Raw genomic sequence first — 18,842 nt, 5'->3', positions numbered from 1 at the left:
TCCCTGCTTTCAGCCAGCCACGCGCAGCGTCTGCACCAGAAGCGGCAAATCGGTCATGTCCGCGAACACCGAACGGGCGCCGGCAGCCAGCAGGCGCTCGGCGAGCCGCTCGTCGCAATGACTGCCACCAACAAAGCCCAGCACATGCATCCCCGCCGCCGCAGCGGCGGTCACACCCGCCACGCTGTCCTCTATCACAAGGCAGCGCATCGGGCTGATGCGCAGCCATCCGGCGGTGAACAGAAATACGTCCGGCTGCGGTTTGCCATGGGCCACCAAGGTACCACTGACCACATTGGGCATAAATCGCTCGTACAAACCCACGGTTTCCAGGCCCAGCTTCAGTTTGCTGGGGAAGCTGCTGGATGCCACGCCGATCGGCAAGTCGATCTGTTCAAGCGCCTCCACTAGCCCCGGCATGATTCGCAGTTCGCTAGCGTAGGCGTCTACCGTGCGCGCGTTCACTCGTTCGCGGTAATCGGCCGGGATCGGCTGCCCCCAGTCGAGCTCGATCTCGGCGCGCATCTCATGGTCGGGCCGCCCGGCATAGCGGGTGATGACCTGCTCCGTGGTGATGGGATAACCCATGGCAGTGAGCTCCTGGGCCGCGATCCGGCATACCAGAGTCTCGCTGTCGATGAGTACACCATCGCAGTCGAATATCAGCCCCTCGATGGGCAGCTGCTGGTGTTGTGTTAATGATGTCTCGGTCATGATGCCTCGCTCCAGTTGGAGTCCACGTACATGCCACTGGCTTGCAGGCGAAACAGGTTGAACAGACTGTGGGTGGTCGAGATCGGTGGTGTGCCGTATTTGCGCTCAAACGCCGTGATCGGACCTTCGATGCGGCTCAGGAAACGGCCGATGAATTGTTCAACCGTACTGATGGCCTCGGGGGTCGGGGCGCGGAAACGGGCCAGGATCCGGGCGATGGTGTCTTCGTTGGCTTCGAAGCGAGCCAGGATGGCGGCCGCCGCCTTATCCAGGTAATCCGTAACGTCCACGTCATGGACAAACGCAGCATAGGGTGGTTCAGCCAGCAGCAATGCTTCGACCCCATCGCGCATCTCGCTGATGATCTCTTCGGCGAACAGGCGATGGTCCGGGTGCTCTGCCAACCAGGCGTTGAGCTTGAGGTCGGCATTGCCCTCGGTTTCCTGGAAGGCGGTCAGGGCGATCAGCCAGTGGGAACCGTTGAGCAGCCAGCTTTTGATGTCTTTCTCGACCTCCAAGTGGTGGCTGAAGGTGGCTCCCGTCCCCTCGAGCAATTTCTCCAGGCCTTCGCTTTCCGGCCCCGTCTTGAGTTTCAGCGCAGCGTACTCTTCCGCCATCACCACCAAGGTCGGCACGCCGTCAATCTCGGCTTCTTCGAGCTCCACACAAACCCTGTCCACCAGGGCGTGAACACAACGGGTATGCGCGCGCGTCGTCTCGCTGACCACTTGGGCGAAGCGATCATGGTCAAGCACCTCGGTGGCACTGACGGTATTTTCGCAGGCGATCAGGTACAGGTCCCCAACGCGATCGGCTGTCCCTGCCTTTGCTTCACTCAGCGCGTTCAAGGCTTGAATCACGGGCTCGTAATGCTCTGCGGTCAATACGGAAGCAGTCGCCACCACCCCCTCCCCTGCACGAGGGCTCTGCTCAAGGATCCGCTCTACAATCCGCGGTATGTCCTCGCTGCTCTGGTAGGTGAAGAACCCATCATAAGTCACGCGTTCACGGACCTGACCGACGCCGCCCGGCGTCTTCAAAACATAGGTTTTGTGGGGATGATCCTGCAGCAAAGCGTTGCGCCGGGCTGGGTCCACGGCGGTCCCGCCGGTAGCGCTGCCCGCAGATACAGCACGATTGAGTATGAATAGCGAAGCGCCGTCTCGACGCAGTACGGGGGCCACCAGGCCCAAGCCAAGGCGCCCCGCCCCGAAATGAATGTGCAGCATATGCGTACCTCGCCCTGACATTAATGTCACTCAGTTCGCCTCGTGCAAGACGCACGGGGTATGAGTAATGGGCATGTAGGCGGGGGCAGCGGTTCATTAAGGCCATCTATCCGCACGACGACTGGCGCTGCGCTTGGCCGCGTGTCGGGGCTGCAAGCACGGTGCACGACTACTCGTGTTCTTGTCCCTGCGAGCTCAACCGTTAAGGCGCGCCCTCATAAAATCAATGAACGCCCGAAGTTTGCGCGGAACATGGCTGCGACTCGGGTAGTACAAGTAAAACGGCGATACGCCCGGCCACCAGGGTTCGAGCAGCGCTACTAGCGTGCCACTGGCAATGTCATTCTGTACCTGGGCTTCAAATGCACAGCCGATACCTGCTCCGGCGCGAACAGCCTGCATCAGGGTGTCGGAGTCATTGCTCATCAGCGGGCTGGGCGGTTGAATTTCGATCAGGTGCCCATCGCGGCTGTATTCCCATCGGTAGACGCCATCTGCCAAGCGAATATTGACGCAACGATGGTGGCGCAGTTCGTCAGGCGTACAGGGGGCCTCACGGCCCTGCAGATAGCTCGGCGCTGCCACAGTGGCAATACGGTGAGTACCCCCCATAGGCAGCGCCACCACATCCTGCGCAAGATATTCGCCGATGCGAAGCCCGGCATCGAAGCCGCCGGCGACCAGGTCCAGCAGCGCATTATCGCAATGGATCTCCAGGGTGATTTGCGGGTAGGCGTCCATGAACGCCGTCAGGTGAGGCATCAAGACAACATCGGCGGCAGTGCGCGAAACATTGAGCCGCAGTAAGCCGGTGGGCTTTTCACGCAGCTCGTTTACGTCTTCGATCGCCGAGGCGAGAGCGGCCAGGCCCGGTTGCGCGAACTCCAGAAAACGTTGACCCAGCTCGGTCAAGCCGACCCTGCGCGTGGAGCGCTCCAACAGCCGCACGCCAAGCCGACTCTCCAACGCGCGCAGCGTCTGTGAAAGGGCGGAGGGTGAAATACCCATGATTACAGCTGCCTTGGTGAAGCTACCGTACTTCGCTACTTGAGCGAAGGCAGCGATGCCAGGCAGAAGATCCGGCCGTATAGCGCCATTGTGAAGCAGCGCTTCATACTGCATGGCAATTACACCTATCAATGGAAAAGATCGACGAGACTACCATGCGCTCTGACATTCATCTGAAGGGTTGGGTATGAGCCGGTTAATCGGGAAAGTGGCAATCATCACCGGGGCTTCAAAGGGCATCGGGGCAGGTATCGCTGAAAGACTGGCGGCCGACGGCGCGGCAGTCATCATCAACTACTCGCGCAGCGCTGAAGATGCTGAGCGCGTGGTTCAACGAATTGCGGCGGCGGGCGGCAAAGCTATAGCCCATAAGGCGGATATTTCACAGCCTGCCGAAATCGGGCCGCTGGTCGATGCCGCCATTCAAGCTTTTGGCCGTCTGGATATTCTGGTCAACAACGCTGGCATATATCAGCCGGATTCGCTTGAAGAACTGAGTGCTGAAAGCTTCGATAAACACTTCAACCTGAACGTGCGCGGGCTGTTGTTAACCACCCAAGCAGCCGCCCGGGTGATGGAAGCCGGTTCGGCCATAGTCAATATCAGTTCAGGGCTGGCCCACAGCCCCTACCCCCAGGTTCATGTGTATTGCGCCACCAAAGGCGCGGTCAACACCCTGACCCGCTCGCTCGCAATGGAACTTGGCCCCCGTGGCATTCGTGTGATCGGCGTCGCGCCGGGATTCGTTCACACCGAAGGCAATGCAGAATCCGCGCAAGGAATGGACGAGTTTTTCATCGCCAAAACGCCGCTCGGTCGTGTCGGCAAGCCTGCCGACATTGCCGGGGCCGTGGCATTCGCGGTATCCAACGATTCCGCGTGGGTGACGGGCAGCACGCTGGATGTGGCAGGTGGAATGGTTTTCTAGGCAGGCCTTGCACTGCCGGTTGTGGAATTGGACGGGCCGTTGCGTATTTTGCCTCCTTGCGTCGGGCGCGCCACACCGCACGACGCATTCAAGGATATGCATTACATCGAGATGATCGTCGCAGAGGACTCCGTGGGTCGGAACCGCCGTTTTTTAAAGCCTCACTGAAGCTTGCGCCGATCAACAGCACCAGGCGGTCAACTCCGGCCGCTCCAGGCAAGGCGACCAATCGATTAGGCTGATGATTACTATCGAACGCTCCGTCTGCCTGGCTCCGAATCCGTCCCTCTATAATCGCCTCCCCTTTTCGCCGCCCCTCCGCCTGCCTACAGGCGAGGCTCCCTTCCGGAACCTGACACCATGCCAACCACCTCTCAGGCCGCTGATGGTCTACTCGAACATAATCAACGAAGCGTCAAACAGCAGTGGCTGGCGATTCTCTCAGTCGCCGTAGGTGCCTTCGCGCTGGTTACCAGCGAGTTTCTCCCGGTGGGTGTGCTCAACGATGTTGCCAGCGACCTCGGCATCAGTGCAGGTCGCGCCGGGCTGATGGTGACCCTCCCCGGCATAATGGCCGCCCTAGCCGCCCCCTTCCTGTCTGTGGCCATCGGCGCCATGGACCGCCGCTACCTGCTCATCGGCTTGACGTTGATAATGATCATTGCCAACTCGGTGGTGGCTTACGCCAGCGACTTCAACCTGTTGCTGCTGGGCCGTGTATTACTGGGCGTCAGTATCGGCGGGTTCTGGGCCACTGCCATTGCCCTGAGCGGCCGCCTCGCCCCGAAGGGAGTCGGCGTAGCCCAAGCCACCTCGATCATCATGGTCGGAGTGACTTTGGCGACCGTGCTTGGCGTGCCCGTGGGAACATGGCTGAGTGGCCTGATGGGCTGGCGCATGACCTTTCTGGTAACTGCACTGGTTGGCATACCGGTACTGCTGGCGCAGATTTTCCTGTTGCCACGGCTCTACCCGGACAAGGCCATCCGCATCGTTGATCTCCCGGCATTGTTTATCAATCCACAAGCTCGGGTCGGGTTGATCGCAGTATTGCTGATCGGCCTCGCGCACTTTGCCGCGTATACCTATGTCGCGCCGTTCTTCAAAGGAAATGCAGGCTTCGACGGGCCAACAATTGGTTCGTTGCTGCTGCTCTATGGCGTGGCCGGCGTGATCGGTAATATCTTTGCCGGCTTCGCCGCCAACCGCAGCGTGCGTAATACCTTATTGCTGGTCGCACTGATGATCGGCATCAGCACCGCACTGTTCCCCTACTTCGCCACTGGCATGACCGGCGCGGCGATGCTGATCGCGCTTTGGGGCTTCGCCTTCGGCGCCTTCCCGGCCTGCGCCAGTATCTGGATGTTCGTCGTAGCGCCCAAGGATGTTGAACGAGGCATGCCCCTGTTTGTCGCCTTGTTCCAGGTGATCATCGCGTTGGGCTCATTCTTTGGCGGCCAGATCGTCGACCACCTGGGCAGCTCCGTTTTATTGGGTCTGACCACGGCGCTGGTGGCCTGCGGTTTTGTTACGGTGCTTGTGCTGGGACGTAACGTCAGCAATAACCTGGCAGCCCAACCCGGCTGAACCGATCGATGTCATCAGCCTTAGTGGCGACGGTCCGATTCCAACCGTCGCTATCAAGCTGTTTCTCCGCCCGCTACGCCACGTTCCAGCACAAAACGGTGGACGAACATTCGCCCTGTTCTCGGTGGCGGCAGTTCTGGCCGGTGCGCCTCCATCGGAGCCGCGTGGGCATCTTCGTTTTGCTGGCGAGAGCCGGCTTACAGGCGTGATTATTGTTGCTGATTTCCCACCACCAGCCTCTTCGCTGCCAAAGCCACTCCCAATTCGATTGTATGGAATCTGAAAGCGCTTGCATGACGCGGTCTCTTTGGGAGGCAGCTTGCTGGCGATTGCTGTCCGTCACAAGGGGACAGCTATCAATCCAAAGCGGACATTGATCGATGACTACAACGGGCCAAAAGCGAGGGCATGATTGTCTACGAAACCCAGGGCGATTCATCCTGGATGACCGATGGCCTTAAGGAAATGTCGGTTGTGTCGATAGCTACAGACTAAGCTCCCAAATGATGGCATTACTATGGCCCAGCGCTTTTTACGTCGCTTCTTGAGCCTCCACCAAGCGTGGTTAGACTTTCTCGTCATCGCCTGTTTGGGCACTTGTGTGCTTTGGGCTGGCATTCACCTTGACCTTTATGAAGCACTTGCTCGCTTCAATAGCCTGCACGAGAGTTGGCAGGCAGACGAATTCTTCCTGGGCTTCGTCGTCATGGGCTGGTGTGGCTTTGTCTTTGGTATCCGAAGGGTCTATGAGCTTCGCAAGGAAATTGTCGGTCGACGTCTGGCTGAAAAAGCTGCCATCGATATGGCCATCCATGACACCTTGACGCGGTTGCCCAACCGCAGAGGGCTGGACCTGGAGTTCCATTCACGCAGACTGTGTCCTGATGATCCTTTCTTTCTTGTACTGTTTGACCTTGATGGCTTTAAATCCGTAAACGATGTCTATGGCCATAGCTATGGCGATCGGCTGCTGCAGGAATTGGCAAACCGTATCAGTACAAGCTTACCAAGCGGTGATTTCGCCTGCCGTCTGGGTGGGGATGAGTTTGCACTGATCATTCGGTCTGCAAAAACAGCCGAATCGGCTCGTCTTTTGCTCGACCAACTCGCCTCGTTGATTTCAAGCCCTATGGTATTTGACTCCGTACGTCTCTGCACAGCAGGCACATATGGCGTTGCGCAGTTTCCCAAAGACGGGATGGACCTTAGCAGCTTGCTCCGTCGTGCCGATCTCGCGCTGTACCAGGGTAAGCATGACGGCAAGAATGCAGTTCGGTTTTTCGATCCGAGTCGGGATTTGCATCTGGAAGAGCAATCCCAAGTAGTGCAGTTGCTGCGCGAAGCACTCGATAACGGCTATCTGAGCTTGGCATATCAGCCAGTTGTTGCTCTGGAGGACGAGCGCATTGTTGGCTTCGAGGCCTTGGCCCGCCTGAATCATCCCGTGCATGGGCCGATTTCACCCTTACATTTCATCCCTGCTGCGGAGCGATCCGGTCTGATGCGCGAGCTCACCACGTTATTGCTGGAACGAGCCTGCCGGGAGGCAACAGCTTGGCCTGAGCACCTCTGTCTGGCATTCAACCTGAGCGCACTGGACCTTCGTGATGAAGGTCTCGTCAACCGGGTGCGGAGCGCATTGCAGCGAAGCGGTTTCCCGCCGGAGAGGCTCGAACTGGAAGTGACCGAAACAGCCGTGGTGAGCGATATGGGATTGGCAAGCAAGCACATGGAGGCGCTGCGTGACATGGGCATCCGTATCGCCATGGACGATTTCGGGACAGGCTATTCCAGCTTGGCTCAACTGGCTCACTTCAATTTTGACAAACTTAAAATAGATCGCACCTTCATCAGCACAGTTCTTGAAAACGACAAAAACGCCCGCATCGTCCGGGCCGTCCTTCATCTGAGTAAAGGACTGGGCCTGCCAGCTGTTGCGGAGGGTGTTGAAACGCACGGACAAGCGCAATGGCTGAATGAAGCAGGCTGCTCCCTGGCGCAAGGGTTTCTGTTCAGTGAGCCGCTTTCGGAAACGCGCCTAAGGGAGCTGCTGGGATCGTTATCAAAATCTGATAATGAAGCGATCAACCCCGGCGCAACTGAATGGCCCCTGGTTTCCTAGAAAGCCTTTCCGGGCGGCTGGAACAAACCTTTAGATCCGGCGCGTACATCCTGACGTCCCGCCAGCGAAACTGCGCTTTTCACTTACGGATCAGCCTACTGATTGAGCCATGCCGGCGTTATTCGATTGGTCCGCCATGCTTGCCTGATCCAGCCCAAGAAGAGACGCAGACCTCCCTGACCTTGCCAAACCAGGCGCTCTCTCATCCGGCCTATCGCGTCGGATTGCAAAGCCTTCCGATTATTTGGATGAGCGCGTAAAACCCGCCTTGCAAAAGCAGCGGACGACCAACTGGAAAGATTTCTATTTTATCGAACGTAACTGTCGGAATTAGTCGGCTATTAAGTAAAGCCACGGGATGACAATATTTTCCCCACAACAGCTCTTCACCCTGAAGCGCTGAACGAACAGGAATCTACCCTCATGGCTCAAGCAGCAATCATCTCAAGCTCTTCGGTCGCAACCTCCACTAACCTGAACAGCACCGCCTCATTGGTCGGGCGCATTTTTTTAAGCGCAATCTTCATTCTTTCCGGTGTATCCAAAATTGGTGCTCCCGCCATGATGATTGGCTACATCGGCTCTGTCGGGCTCCCGTTTCCACAGCTGGCGCTGGCTCTGGCGATCGCCGTCGAAATCCTGGGCGGCGCCGCGTTGATCGCCGGTTACCGCACTCGGACCACAGCTGCCGTGCTGGCGATTTTCAGCGTCTTTACCGCTCTGATTTTTCATAGCGCTCTGGCGGACCAGAATCAGTTCATCCACTTCTTCAAAAATATCGCCATGGCAGGCGGGCTCCTGCAGATCGTCGCCTTCGGCGCTGGGCGCTTCAGCCTCGATGCGCGTCGCCACTAATCGAATCGCCGGTACGTTCAACACGGCCGGCCAACCTTGATCTCGCAACGGAGACACAGTTATGAAAGCCATCCAGGTAGCACAGTACGGCCAGGCAGAAGCTCTGGAGCTCAAAGAGGTCCCGGATCTGGCACCCAACGACGATCAGGTTCTAGTCAACGTCGCTGGTAGCGGGATAAATCCGATCGACTGGAAAATCCTCTCAGGTGCCATGAAGCAATTCATTCCTCTACCACTGCCCTACACGCCAGGTGTAGAGGTCTCGGGGACTGTCGCCGCGATCGGCAAGAACGTCAGCGACTTCGCGGTTGGCGACAAGGTGTTCGGTTTCATCGGGATCGTCGGCGGGTATGCGACTCAAGCGCTTTCGACAGCGGATCGGCTTGCGCACGCCCCGACAAACTTGTCGCTGGAACAGGCAGGTGGCGTTCCTGCCGCGGCTCTCACTGCCTGGCAAGCCTTGCATGAACACGCCGCAATAGAGGCAGGCCAAAAAGTCCTTATCCACGGCGGCGCAGGTGGCGTCGGCAGTTTCGCAATCCAGATGGCCCACCTTGCCGGCGCTTATGTAATCGCAACCAGCTCCGCAAAGAACCACGACTATCTTCGGTCTCTTGGCGCAGACGAGGTAATCGACTACACCTCGGCAAAATTCGAGGACAGCGTTGCTGACGTCGATGCCGTAATCGATCTGGTGGGCGGAGACACTCAGGCCCGCTCCTGGAGCGTTATCAAACGGGGTGGCGTTCTGGTCTCGCCGGTCAGCGCACCTGCGGCAGAAAAGGCCCGCGAATACGGCGTCAGCGGCAAAAACTTCGCTACTCGCTCCGATGGTCGCCAGCTTGCAGAAATTGCCGCGCTCTTTACAGCCGGCAAGCTACGACTTGAGGCTCAGGTGGTACCGCTTACAGAAGTTATCGACGCGGTGAAACAGAGCTGGGCCGGACACACCCGCGGCAAAATCGTACTTGATGTCAGCCGTTGAAACCCTGCAGAACATAGCGTCCGTCTTGTTGCCGACCGTGGTGCGTGGCGTTGGGGCGAACCCAACGCCAGAATTACAGAACAGCGGGCAAATCAAAACGAGACGTGGCTCGATTCGCCCCGTGCAGGGATCACGGCAAGCTCTTGAAAGTCAGCGCGAAGCAATTCAGGGAGATTCCATGACCGTTTCGACACGCATCCGGCCCCATGTCATGGGCATGATTCTGATGGGCTCGGTCGGACTGGTGTTTGCCGCGCACGACACGCTTTCCAAGACGTTGATCATGTCGCTGCCGGTGATATTCGTGGCTTGGGTCAGGTATCTGATTCACAGCTGTATTATCAGCACCGTAGTGCTTGCCGGGAAACAGCGGGCTTTCCCGAAGACTCAACGCCCCTGGCTTCATCTGTGCCGCGCGTTGTGTCTGTTGGCCGACAGTCTCACGTTCATGTACGGCCTGACCCACGTACCGCTGGCCGAATCTACCGCGCTGGTTTTTCTGGCTCCGGCTTTCGTGACGATTCTTTCACCCCTCGTGTTTGGCACTCGGATCAGCAGATCGCAGTGGCTGCCAGTAATCATCGGCTTTGTCGGTGTCATTGTGATCATCAATCCGCAAGGCCAGGGATTCACGCCTTGGATGTTGTTCCCGCTGGCCACGGCATTCTTCTTCGCCCTGTATCAGATACTCACGCAACTGGCGGGCGAACAGGACAGCGCGTCCACCAGCAGTTTCTACGTCGGGGTCTTTTCCACGCTCATTCTCACGGTCTTGATGCCGTTTTACTGGGCGGAGGCCAGCGCGGTTCAATGGGCCCAGCTGTCTGTGCTGGGAGGCCTGGGGCTTGCTGCGCACTTTCTGATTTCGAAATCCTACAGCTACGCATCCTCGGCGGTGCTTGCTCCGTTGGGCTATCTGCAGATCGTCTTTGCGACTTTATTCGGGATCGTCGTATTTGCCGACTACCCGCCCGCCTCGTCCATTATCGGAATCGCTCTGGTACTGCTCAGCGGATTGCTCGTTTACGGAAGAAGCAGCAGGACCTGAGGTGCTCGGGAAAGTCCCGCGCAAACGTTGGCAACTTAATAAGCGCAGGGACCAATAAGATAACGGGCTTCTAAAACCAATGCAGGCGCTGACACTAGCCGCCTGTCTACTGCCGAGGTTACAGCTCTAGTTCACAGCGAAAAATCCGAGAATCATCAAGAAAGAACATATTTACGAAATATCCGGGGCTCATGCTCCTGATCAACCCGACTTGTAAACCCCAGACTCTTGGCCAAACCTTCCATGGCTTGGTTATTTGCTGAGTCCATGGAGGATATCTTGTTGAAACCTCGACGGGTGGCGGTATCCATTAAATGCTGTATCAGCAGGCTCGCCACACCCTTGCGCTGCCAGCGTTCAGATACAGCGACGGCGAACTCGCAATGGGCATCGCCCTCGTACGCGCCATAACGCGCCGTACCAATCTGTGCGATCTGACCGCCTTCATGCACCAAGGCAACGAACGCCATGCGATTGTGATGACTGACATCCATCAGCTGATCATGCATTCCTTCCACGCTGTCACTAAAGGAGGCAAGAAAACGAAAGTGCGGCGTATCTTTTCCAAGGGTATTCAAAAAAGCCAGATCCTGTTCCCGGTTGGATTCACGCAACTCGCGGATAAGGATCGGGGTGTCGTCCTTCAATGTCTCAAGCCAGTACTCGCCTTCTTTCAGTTCGGCGGTTTCATCATTAAAGCGTCTGATAATACCTGCATCATAAGTCATGTCATGCAATCCGGATGGCGTCTAGATTCTTTAGGTGCTCATTCTCCAGCACAGTCCGGCGCCAAGGGCCTGGCGGCCGTACTGGCTTAACGCCTGAAATAAAGGACAGCCGGTCCGGCGCTGCGCACACTCATGGAACCTTGCCTGAACGCCAGCCTCGCATGATCAGGATCAGTGAGGGCACCCCATGACAACGGAGCACACATTATTGCGGCAACGTAAGGTGCTGGCGGAGTTCGGCGAGCTGGCGCTGGTATCGGAGGATCTTGACCACGTCCTGAACGAGGCGTGTCGGCTGGTCGGTGAAGCGCTGCAAACTCACCTGGCAAAGTTCATGTTGCTGGAAGACGACGGCGTGACATTTCTGGTGAGCAACGGCGTGGGCTGGACCCCTGGCGTGGTAGGCAACGTTCGGGTTCGGGCGGACGCAGGTACTTCGGAGCGTTACTCGCTCGATATCGACGCGCCGATCATTTCGCCGGACGTGGCTACCGAACAGCGCTTTTGGTATCGCCCATTCCTGCATGAAAACGGCGTCAAAGCATTCGTCAATGTCCTGGTGTCCGGCGCGTCCGATAGGCGGCCGTTCGGCATCTTCGAGGTCGACAGTCGCACCCCTCGGCAATTTACCGAAAGCGATGTCGATTTCCTGCGCAGTTACGGAAACCTGCTCAGCGCGGCGTTCAAACGCACCCGCGCCCTGCGGGCCATGCATCTGACGGAGAAAAAGCTGCGTGAGAGCGAACGGCATTACCGGATCGCAGCCGAGCTGAATCCGTTATGGCCCTGGACGGCGGCGAGTGATGGTTCGGTATTGTCACTGGATCAGCGCTGGTACGAATACACCGGGCTCACGCCGGAGCAGACACTGGGCCGGGGTTGGTTGAACGTTGCGCATCCGGATGATCGGACATCGTTGGCCCGGCTGTGGCACCAGTCGCTTTCGACGCTGCAGCCGTTCGATCTGCAGATCCGCCTGCGCAACCGGGCCGGAAATTATCACTGGTTCCGGGTGCGGGCGCTGTGCAGCCTAAGTGACGCCGGAGCCTGCGAGCAGTGGTATGGCACAGTGGAAGATATCAACGACCGCTTGCAACTCGAAAGCGCGCTGCGGGACTGGAACGATCTCCTTGAAGACCGCATCGCTCAGCGCACCGAGCAACTGGAAGCCGAACAGCACGAGCGCGCCCTCGCGGAGGCGAAGCTGCGACAAAGCCAGAAAATGGAAGCTGTCGGCCAATTGACGGGAGGCATCGCCCACGACTTCAACAATTTACTGGCGGGCATCACTGCCAGCCTGGAAATGATGCAGCGGCGTATCGACAGGGAACGTTTCGATGAACTGTCCCGCTACACCACAACCGCCATGACGTCGGCGACTCGCGCGGTAGCCTTGACCCAGCGGCTGCTCGCGTTTTCGAGACGGCAATCGCTCCAGCCGGTGGTACTGGAGCCGCGCACAGTAGTGGCAGGCCTGGAAGAAATGATTCGCCGTTCGGTCGGCCCCGGCATTGCCGTCGAGTGCTCGTTCAGAGGCGGCGACCGGGTACAGTGCGATCCCAACCAACTGGAGAACGCCGTCCTCAATCTGTGTATCAACGCGCGCGACGCCATGCCCAACGGCGGCACCCTGAAGTTGAAGGTCGAACGCCGTGTCGTCAACGCAACCGCTTCGGCCGAGATCATGATCCCGGCTGGTGCCTATGCGACCATTTCGGTTTCCGATACCGGGACCGGCATCAAGCCGGAGGTGCTGCCCCGGGTTTTCGAACCTTTCTACACCACCAAGAAAATCGGCGAAGGGACAGGCCTGGGCCTTTCTATGATTTACGGGTTCACCCAGCAGTCCGGCGGACAGGTCAGGATCCACAGCACGGAGGGAGTCGGCACCACGGTGACCATGTATTTCCCCGTGGTGAACCTGGAACCGACCAAGGAGGAAGGCGCGGCAGCCGTTGAAGTGGACGATCTGGCCCGGGCGCGGTCCGCCCAGACTATTCTGCTGGTCGACGACGAAACGGCAATCCGCCAGACCGTGTCCGAGTTGCTGACGGAGCTGGGTTATCGGGTCATCAACGCCGTCGACAGCGTTTCGGCGCTGAAGCAGGCCGACAGGCTCAGCCATATTGACCTGCTGCTGACAGACATAGGTCTGCCCGGCACCACGAACGGCGTCAGCCTGGCGGAACAGTTCGAGAGCCGATACCCGGGTATCAAGATCCTGTTCATCACAGGCTTCGCGGGCGGTTCGTCGCTGGTCTCTGTCAGCTCGACCCGGCAACTGTTGACCAAACCGTTCAGTCTGACCGAACTCTGCAAACGCGTGGACGCACTAATTAATGACGAGTGATGCCGAGCGGGCGGTACCGCCCGCCGTCATCAGCACAAACTTCCCAAACCCGCTCCATGGACACCCTTGATCGGATGAGACCCCGGCTGTCACAAAACCGCCACAAACAGCTTTTAGCCTGACGAGACCCCTGCATTCAAAGCGCTGGTTGCGGATCTGGCTGCACAATGTTTCGCACTTCGCGCGTTCCCAGAAAATCATGAGGCGCGAATATGAACTCGCTGAACCACTACGATGAGTACCCGGACAAGCGACAGATGCAGAGCGCACTGGAAGAACTGCGCGTGCTGCGCGATGACATTCATCAGGCCGCCAAGGGCGCGACCAGCCTTGACGTCCATCCAGATTTTCAGGCCGGCGCGGCCAATCTGCTGAGTTATCTGGCCCTGCGTCGCAACGACCTGCGACCGCTGCAAACCCGGCTGGCCGCACTGGGCCTGTCGTCGTTGGGCCGCTGCGAGGCGGCGGCGCTGGAAACCGTCGACCAACTGATCGCGGTTCTGGAGCGGCTGACCGGCGAGCAGACCCTGGTTCCCCGATCCTGCCCGGCAACAGCTCGCGACAACACGCCCACAGCCCTTGAACAGCACGCTTTGGCACTGTTCGGTGAAACACCGGCCGAGCGAGCGGTACGCATCATGGTGACCATGCCCGGCGAAGCGGCCGATGATCCGATGCTGATCGAGCAGATGCTGTTGGCAGGCATGAACTGCCAGCGTATCAACTGCGCGCATGACGGACCTGAGGTCTGGGCGCGGATGATTGAACACCTGCGCACTGCCGCAAAGAAGCTGGGCACGCCGTGTCAGGTCGTGATGGATCTGGCCGGCCCCAAGGTGCGAACCGGTCCGCTGGCGCCGGGCCCTTCGGTGCTGAAGGTCAAACCGGTCAGAGACGCTTTCGGTCAGGTGATCCGCCCTGCTCGTCTGCTGCTGACCAGTGACTTGCCCGAGTGCACACAGGGCCCTTCAATCCAGGTGGCACGCAAATGGCTCGCGGCGCTCAAGACTGATGACCGCATCAGCTTCAAGGACAGCCGCCAGTCCAGGCGTCGCATGCGTATTGTCGAAGCGACCGACCAGGGCTGTTGGGCCGAGCTGGAACAGACCGCCTACTTCGCGCCGGGTACCCGCCTCAAGCTCAAGGGCGCCGGCGCACGAATCAAGACCTCACGGCTCAAGGCGGTGCCCGAGCGAGAGCAGCCCATCCATCTGCAGGAAGGCGATTACCTGATCCTGACGCGTGAAGCCAGTGAAGGACGGCCAGCTGCACTGGGCAACGAAGGTCAGGTATTGAGGCCCGCGCACATCGGCTGCACTTCGTCCGTCGCGTTCGACGCCGTATTGCAGGACGAACCGGTGTGGTTCGATGACGGCAAACTCGGCGGTCATGTGGTTTCCCGGGATGACGAACGCATCGAGGTGCTGATCACCCACGCGCCGGACGGAGCCAAACTGCGCGCCGACAAGGGCATCAATCTGCCGCTGACCGACCTGCCGCTGCAAGCGTTGTCGGGTGAGGACATCGATGCGTTGGAGTTTGCCGCCACACATGCAGACATCGTCGAGCTGTCGTTCGTCAACACCGCCGAGGATGTGCGCAACCTGCTCGCCCATCTGCAGCGCCTGAACGCCATGCGCCTGGGCGTGGTGCTCAAGATCGAGACGCGCCGCGGCTTCGAGAATCTGCCCGAATTGCTGCTGGCCGGCATGCACCACCCGCGGCTGGGCGTGATGATTGCCAGAGGTGATCTGGCGGTAGAAACCGGCTTCGAACGCACCGCCGAGCTGCAGGAAGAAATGCTCAGCCTGTGCGAAGCCGCGCATGTACCCGTCATCTGGGCCACGCAGGTGCTGGAAACCCTGGCCAAGAGTGGCCGGGCGACACGCGCCGAAATGACCGACGCGGCAATGGGTGTGCGCGCCGAGTGCGTCATGCTCAACAAAGGTCCGCATATCCTCAGGGCGATCAGCGCTCTGGACGACGTACTTCAGCGCATGCAAACCCATCATATGAAGAAGCGCGCAATGATGAGAAAGCTTGGCGTCGCGGTGGCTTCACCGGTGGTGGCCGCAACGCAGCGGTCGCGCAAAGCCAGGCCCAAAGCTTCAATTACATGACGGGAACCTGCATCGCCTGCCGTGTTCCAACCTGTTCCCGATTCATCATCCCGTCGCGCCATCAGCGCGCGACGGGCGCGGCACGCCGCATCTCTTACGAACGTTATCCCTTGCGGCCTTGAGTGGCTGCCTACGCTGGGGTAATGTCATTCAACCGCACAGGACAGAGCACGCACATGACCTCCAAGCTGGAACAACTCAAGCAATTCACTACCGTCGTTGCCGACACCGGCGACTTTGACGCCATTGCCCGCCTGAAGCCTCAGGACGCAACCACCAACCCTTCATTGCTGCTCAAGGCCGCTTCCAGCGAAAGCAATGCGCAACTGCTGGCCGAAGCGTTCAGCGGCAGCAAGGGCGACATCGGTCTGGCCAGCGACCGCTTCGCCGTTGCTGTCGGTCGCAAGATTCTTGAAGTGGTGCCGGGCCGCGTTTCGACTGAAGTCGATGCGCGTCTTTCGTTCGATACCTCGGCGATGATCGAGCGCGGCGAGCGCCTGATCAGCCTTTATGAAGAGGCCGGGGTGAATCGTGACCGCATCCTGATCAAACTGGCCTCGACCTGGGAAGGCATCCGCGCTGCCGAGAAACTGGAGAAGGATGGCATTCAGACCAACCTCACCCTGCTGTTCTCCTTCGCGCAGGCCGTTGCCTGTGCCGAGGCCGGGGTATTTCTGATCTCGCCATTCGTGGGCCGTATCTACGACTGGTACAAGAAATCGTCGGGCAAGGATTATGTCGGCGCGGAAGATCCGGGCGTGCAGTCGGTCACCCGCATCTACAACTACTACAAGGCCAATGACTTCAAGACCGTAGTAATGGGCGCCAGCTTCCGTAACCTGAGCCAGATCGAACAGCTGGCCGGCTGCGACCGCCTGACCATCAGCCCGGATCTGCTCAAGCAGCTGGCTGAAGACACCGGTTCTCTGGAGCAGAAACTCGCCCCGGGCAACGCGGGCGAACCACGCCAGAGCCTGACCGAAAGCCAGTTCCGCTGGGATTCGAACGAGGATGCGATGGCGACCGAGAAGTTGTCCGAAGGCATTCGCCAGTTTGCCCGCGACCAGGAAAAACTCGAAGCATTGCTCGCCGCCAAGGCTTGAATGCGGTAATCGAAAAAGGGCGACACCTTTGCGGGTGTCGCCCTTTTTTATCGGCTTGACTCTGTAGGAGCGCGCTTGCCCGCCACTGCGTACTGCCGGGCGATAGGCTTCTGTCAGCCGGTCGCAGGCAAGCGCGCTACTGCCAGCGGCGTGATATGACGCTTAGCGCTGGCCTTCCAGCGCATTCACCAGATCATGGAACGCTTCCCGGTTGGAGTCGTTCAAGCCCATGAGGATCTTGTGCGCTTCCAGAACCTTGGCCTTGACCACATCCTCGCGCTGATCCTGCGACGGGAGATCGGTCAGGCAATCAGGACAGGGGATCGGCCGATCAACGATGTTGAACACCTGATCGAAGCCCATCGACTGCAACAGGCGGGTAATATCTTCGTGTGTGGTCACCAGCGTGGGCAGCAAGCCCACCTTTTGCCGTGACAGGATCGACAGCTTGGCCAGCAGCCCGAGCGTCGTGCTGTCGATGCTGCGAGTTTCGGTCAAATCGATCACCACAGCCGAGAAGTTCAGAGCCGTGAAAATTCGCTCGATCGTTGCATCCAAAGCCGAACACAGCGTCAACCGCACCTCGCCTACGAACTTGAGGACGAAGGTGCCTTCCTGCTCGGCGAACTGGATTCTACCGGTACTCATTCAAGATTCCTGCTTAACACTAACAAGGCGATATCATCCGGCATCTCCCCTAGCGTTGCCAATTCAAAAACCTGCCGCAGACCATCCAGGCTGCCGCCGGCCGTCTTCACCAATTCTGGCAGAACGGCCTCTTTCTCCTTGAGTGTATCACCGGGTAACAAGTCCAGTATGCCGTCGGACAGCATGGTCAGACTGAACGAAGCCGGCAGATCCAGCTCATGGTCCTGATAAGTTGCCTCATTGAACAGCCCCACCGGCAGGCCACGACCCTGCAGATAGGTGGCTTCACCGGCGCTGTACATCACCGGCAGAGGCAAGTGCCCGCCGACTGCGTAAGTCAGCTTACCGCTTTCTTCATCGATCACACCGCCGACCATCGTGACATGCTTGCCCAGCTTGCAACTGATCAGACCACGGTTGATGTGGCCGAGCACGTCAGACGGCTTGAACTCCGGAAGGTTTCCACCGCGCTTGGACTCGAACAGCAGGCGCGTGGTCATGAACTTCAGCAGTACTGTGATGAACGCCGATGACGCACCGTGACCGGACACGTCCGCCAGGTAGAACGCAACCCGCCGCTCATCGACCCGGAAATAGTCCACGAAATCGCCGGACAGATAGAGCGACGGAATGATTTCGTGCGCGAACTGGAACTCGTCGATGGCCCAGGGGCTGATCGGCAGCATGTTCATCTGCACCTGACGCCCGGCGTCCTGGTCCTCCTGCAACAGATGCAGGCTCGCTTCCAGTTCGCGATTGGCCGTTTCCAGCTTTTCGCGATAGACCTGGTTTTCCTTGAGCAGCCGCGAGCGATCCAGCGCACGTCGTACGGAATGTTCGAGTACCGCCAGGTCCTGCAACGGCTTGATCAGGTAATCGGCCGCACCGAAACGCAAGGCCTCGACCGCGTCGCTCATGACACCGGCGCCGGACACAACAATGACCGGCGTTTGCGGGCAAATGTGGGTCACCTGACGAATCAGCTCCAGGCCACCCATCTGCGGCATGCGCAAATCGCTGATGACCAGATCCGGCCGTTGCTCCTCGAATATCTGTAATCCCTGCAGGCCGTTACTCGCTTGCAGGACGCTGAACCCACTGTCTTCCAAATAGGCGGCAAGGCTTGCCCGCACTACTTCGTCGTCGTCGATAATCAGCAGCGTAGCACTGGATTTTGGCATGTGGGCAAACGGCGCCAGATCAGGTTGGTGTAGGCGGCCCGGTTAACCGGGACCTGCTTACTGGATTCGCTTCTAGCCTCTCTGCAATGACTTTCGACGGCAATAACGCCGGTGTCGGTGTCTCAGAGGTGCCCTTCAAGGCGCAGACGGTACTCCCATCCGACAAGCGTTTCAAGCGTATGGCCGTACCGGTACTGCGTCTTTACATCGCAAATCACCGGGAGTTATAAGAACCC

15 protein-coding genes are annotated in these 18,842 nt (G+C 58.8%); 9 read left to right on the top strand and 6 right to left on the bottom strand.

Features of this window, described 5'->3' with window-relative positions; all coding sequences use genetic code 11:
- Positions 1 to 9: 9 nt before the first annotated feature.
- The 3 genes from J3P77_RS08220 to J3P77_RS08210 all read right to left on the bottom strand — a co-directional run bounded on the left by J3P77_RS08220 (position 10) and on the right by J3P77_RS08210 (position 3,065).
- A complete protein-coding gene (locus tag J3P77_RS08220) occupies positions 10 to 714 on the bottom strand; it encodes an HAD family hydrolase (RefSeq protein ID WP_434680997.1) in 705 nt (234 codons plus the stop codon).
- Positions 711 to 1,943 carry a hypothetical protein gene (locus tag J3P77_RS08215; RefSeq protein WP_434680996.1) on the bottom strand — a complete coding sequence of 411 codons (1,233 nt, stop codon included), beginning with the start codon at positions 1,941 to 1,943 and terminating at the stop codon, positions 711 to 713. Before J3P77_RS08215 ends, J3P77_RS08220 begins: the two co-directional genes overlap by 4 nt.
- Positions 1,944 to 2,138: 195 nt before the next feature.
- Positions 2,139 to 3,065, bottom strand: a complete 927-nt coding sequence (locus J3P77_RS08210) for a LysR substrate-binding domain-containing protein (protein ID WP_434680994.1) — start codon at positions 3,063 to 3,065, stop codon at positions 2,139 to 2,141.
- A 73-nt stretch (positions 3,066 to 3,138) separates the two neighbouring features.
- Here J3P77_RS08210 and J3P77_RS08205 point away from each other — a divergent pair, with 73 nt between their 5' ends.
- From J3P77_RS08205 to J3P77_RS08180, 6 genes are all read left to right on the top strand, one after another.
- Positions 3,139 to 3,879: an SDR family NAD(P)-dependent oxidoreductase gene (locus J3P77_RS08205; RefSeq protein WP_434680993.1), complete on the top strand. Its 741-nt coding sequence runs from the start codon at positions 3,139 to 3,141 to the stop codon at positions 3,877 to 3,879.
- Positions 3,880 to 4,239: 360 nt separating this feature from the next.
- The gene (locus J3P77_RS08200; RefSeq protein WP_434680992.1) at positions 4,240 to 5,466 is read left to right on the top strand and encodes an MFS transporter; all 1,227 of its coding nucleotides are present in this window, start codon (positions 4,240 to 4,242) and stop codon (positions 5,464 to 5,466) included.
- 517 nt (positions 5,467 to 5,983) lie between these two features.
- A complete protein-coding gene (locus tag J3P77_RS08195) occupies positions 5,984 to 7,588 on the top strand; it encodes a putative bifunctional diguanylate cyclase/phosphodiesterase (protein WP_434680991.1) in 1,605 nt (534 codons plus the stop codon).
- Positions 7,589 to 8,080: 492 nt separating this feature from the next.
- Positions 8,081 to 8,443 carry a DoxX family protein gene (locus tag J3P77_RS08190; RefSeq protein WP_434681926.1) on the top strand — a complete coding sequence of 121 codons (363 nt, stop codon included), beginning with the start codon at positions 8,081 to 8,083 and terminating at the stop codon, positions 8,441 to 8,443.
- Between the two features lie 61 nt (positions 8,444 to 8,504).
- On the top strand, positions 8,505 to 9,428 hold the full coding sequence (locus tag J3P77_RS08185) for an NADP-dependent oxidoreductase (protein WP_434680990.1): 924 nt from the start codon (positions 8,505 to 8,507) through the stop codon (positions 9,426 to 9,428).
- Positions 9,415 to 10,476 carry a DMT family transporter gene (locus tag J3P77_RS08180; RefSeq protein ID WP_434680989.1) on the top strand — a complete coding sequence of 354 codons (1,062 nt, stop codon included), beginning with the start codon at positions 9,415 to 9,417 and terminating at the stop codon, positions 10,474 to 10,476. Before J3P77_RS08185 ends, J3P77_RS08180 begins: the two co-directional genes overlap by 14 nt.
- Before the next feature lie 155 nt (positions 10,477 to 10,631).
- Here J3P77_RS08180 and J3P77_RS08175 read toward each other — a convergent pair whose 3' ends face one another.
- Positions 10,632 to 11,204, bottom strand: coding sequence for a GNAT family N-acetyltransferase (locus J3P77_RS08175; RefSeq protein WP_434680988.1), 573 nt, complete (start codon positions 11,202 to 11,204; stop codon positions 10,632 to 10,634).
- A 187-nt stretch (positions 11,205 to 11,391) separates the two neighbouring features.
- On the opposite strand from J3P77_RS08175, the gene J3P77_RS08170 reads away from it, so the two are divergent.
- From J3P77_RS08170 to tal, 3 genes are all read left to right on the top strand, one after another.
- Positions 11,392 to 13,554 (top strand): ATP-binding protein, encoded by a 2,163-nt coding sequence (locus tag J3P77_RS08170; RefSeq protein WP_434680987.1) that lies wholly within the window; start codon positions 11,392 to 11,394, stop codon positions 13,552 to 13,554.
- Positions 13,555 to 13,766: 212 nt separating this feature from the next.
- Positions 13,767 to 15,674 carry a pyruvate kinase gene (locus J3P77_RS08165; RefSeq protein ID WP_434680986.1) on the top strand — a complete coding sequence of 636 codons (1,908 nt, stop codon included), beginning with the start codon at positions 13,767 to 13,769 and terminating at the stop codon, positions 15,672 to 15,674.
- A gap of 176 nt (positions 15,675 to 15,850) precedes the next feature.
- Positions 15,851 to 16,777, top strand: coding sequence for a transaldolase (gene tal / locus J3P77_RS08160; RefSeq protein ID WP_434680985.1), 927 nt, complete (start codon positions 15,851 to 15,853; stop codon positions 16,775 to 16,777).
- A 162-nt stretch (positions 16,778 to 16,939) separates the two neighbouring features.
- Here the strand turns inward: tal and rssC are convergent, their stop codons facing one another.
- On the bottom strand, positions 16,940 to 17,425 hold the full coding sequence (gene rssC / locus J3P77_RS08155) for an anti-sigma factor antagonist RssC (RefSeq protein WP_434680984.1): 486 nt from the start codon (positions 17,423 to 17,425) through the stop codon (positions 16,940 to 16,942).
- Positions 17,422 to 18,606, bottom strand: a complete 1,185-nt coding sequence (gene rssB, locus J3P77_RS08150; RefSeq protein WP_434680983.1) for a two-component system response regulator RssB — start codon at positions 18,604 to 18,606, stop codon at positions 17,422 to 17,424. Before rssB ends, rssC begins: the two co-directional genes overlap by 4 nt.
- Positions 18,607 to 18,842 lie beyond the last annotated feature (236 nt).

Origin of the sequence: Pseudomonas sp. R1-18 (assembly GCF_051132095.1) — a bacterium.
GTDB lineage: Bacteria > Pseudomonadota > Gammaproteobacteria > Pseudomonadales > Pseudomonadaceae > Aquipseudomonas.
This window is presented reverse-complemented; position numbering and strand designations above follow the sequence as displayed.

Excerpts from the sequence above, each read along its gene's own strand:
- J3P77_RS08220 (WP_434680997.1), bottom strand. The coding sequence starts at position 714 with ATGACCGAGACATCATTAACACAACACCAGCAGCTGCCCATCGAGGGG.
- J3P77_RS08215 (WP_434680996.1), bottom strand. The coding sequence starts at position 1,943 with ATGCTGCACATTCATTTCGGGGCGGGGCGCCTTGGCTTGGGCCTGGTG.
- J3P77_RS08210 (WP_434680994.1), bottom strand. The coding sequence starts at position 3,065 with ATGCAGTATGAAGCGCTGCTTCACAATGGCGCTATACGGCCGGATCTT.
- J3P77_RS08205 (WP_434680993.1), top strand. The coding sequence starts at position 3,139 with ATGAGCCGGTTAATCGGGAAAGTGGCAATCATCACCGGGGCTTCAAAG.
- J3P77_RS08200 (WP_434680992.1), top strand. The coding sequence starts at position 4,240 with ATGCCAACCACCTCTCAGGCCGCTGATGGTCTACTCGAACATAATCAA.
- J3P77_RS08195 (WP_434680991.1), top strand. The coding sequence starts at position 5,984 with ATGGCCCAGCGCTTTTTACGTCGCTTCTTGAGCCTCCACCAAGCGTGG.
- J3P77_RS08185 (WP_434680990.1), top strand. The coding sequence starts at position 8,505 with ATGAAAGCCATCCAGGTAGCACAGTACGGCCAGGCAGAAGCTCTGGAG.
- J3P77_RS08180 (WP_434680989.1), top strand. The coding sequence starts at position 9,415 with ATGTCAGCCGTTGAAACCCTGCAGAACATAGCGTCCGTCTTGTTGCCG.
- J3P77_RS08175 (WP_434680988.1), bottom strand. The coding sequence starts at position 11,204 with ATGACTTATGATGCAGGTATTATCAGACGCTTTAATGATGAAACCGCC.
- J3P77_RS08170 (WP_434680987.1), top strand. The coding sequence starts at position 11,392 with ATGACAACGGAGCACACATTATTGCGGCAACGTAAGGTGCTGGCGGAG.
- J3P77_RS08165 (WP_434680986.1), top strand. The coding sequence starts at position 13,767 with ATGAACTCGCTGAACCACTACGATGAGTACCCGGACAAGCGACAGATG.
- tal (WP_434680985.1), top strand. The coding sequence starts at position 15,851 with ATGACCTCCAAGCTGGAACAACTCAAGCAATTCACTACCGTCGTTGCC.
- rssC (WP_434680984.1), bottom strand. The coding sequence starts at position 17,425 with ATGAGTACCGGTAGAATCCAGTTCGCCGAGCAGGAAGGCACCTTCGTC.
- rssB (WP_434680983.1), bottom strand. The coding sequence starts at position 18,606 with ATGCCAAAATCCAGTGCTACGCTGCTGATTATCGACGACGACGAAGTA.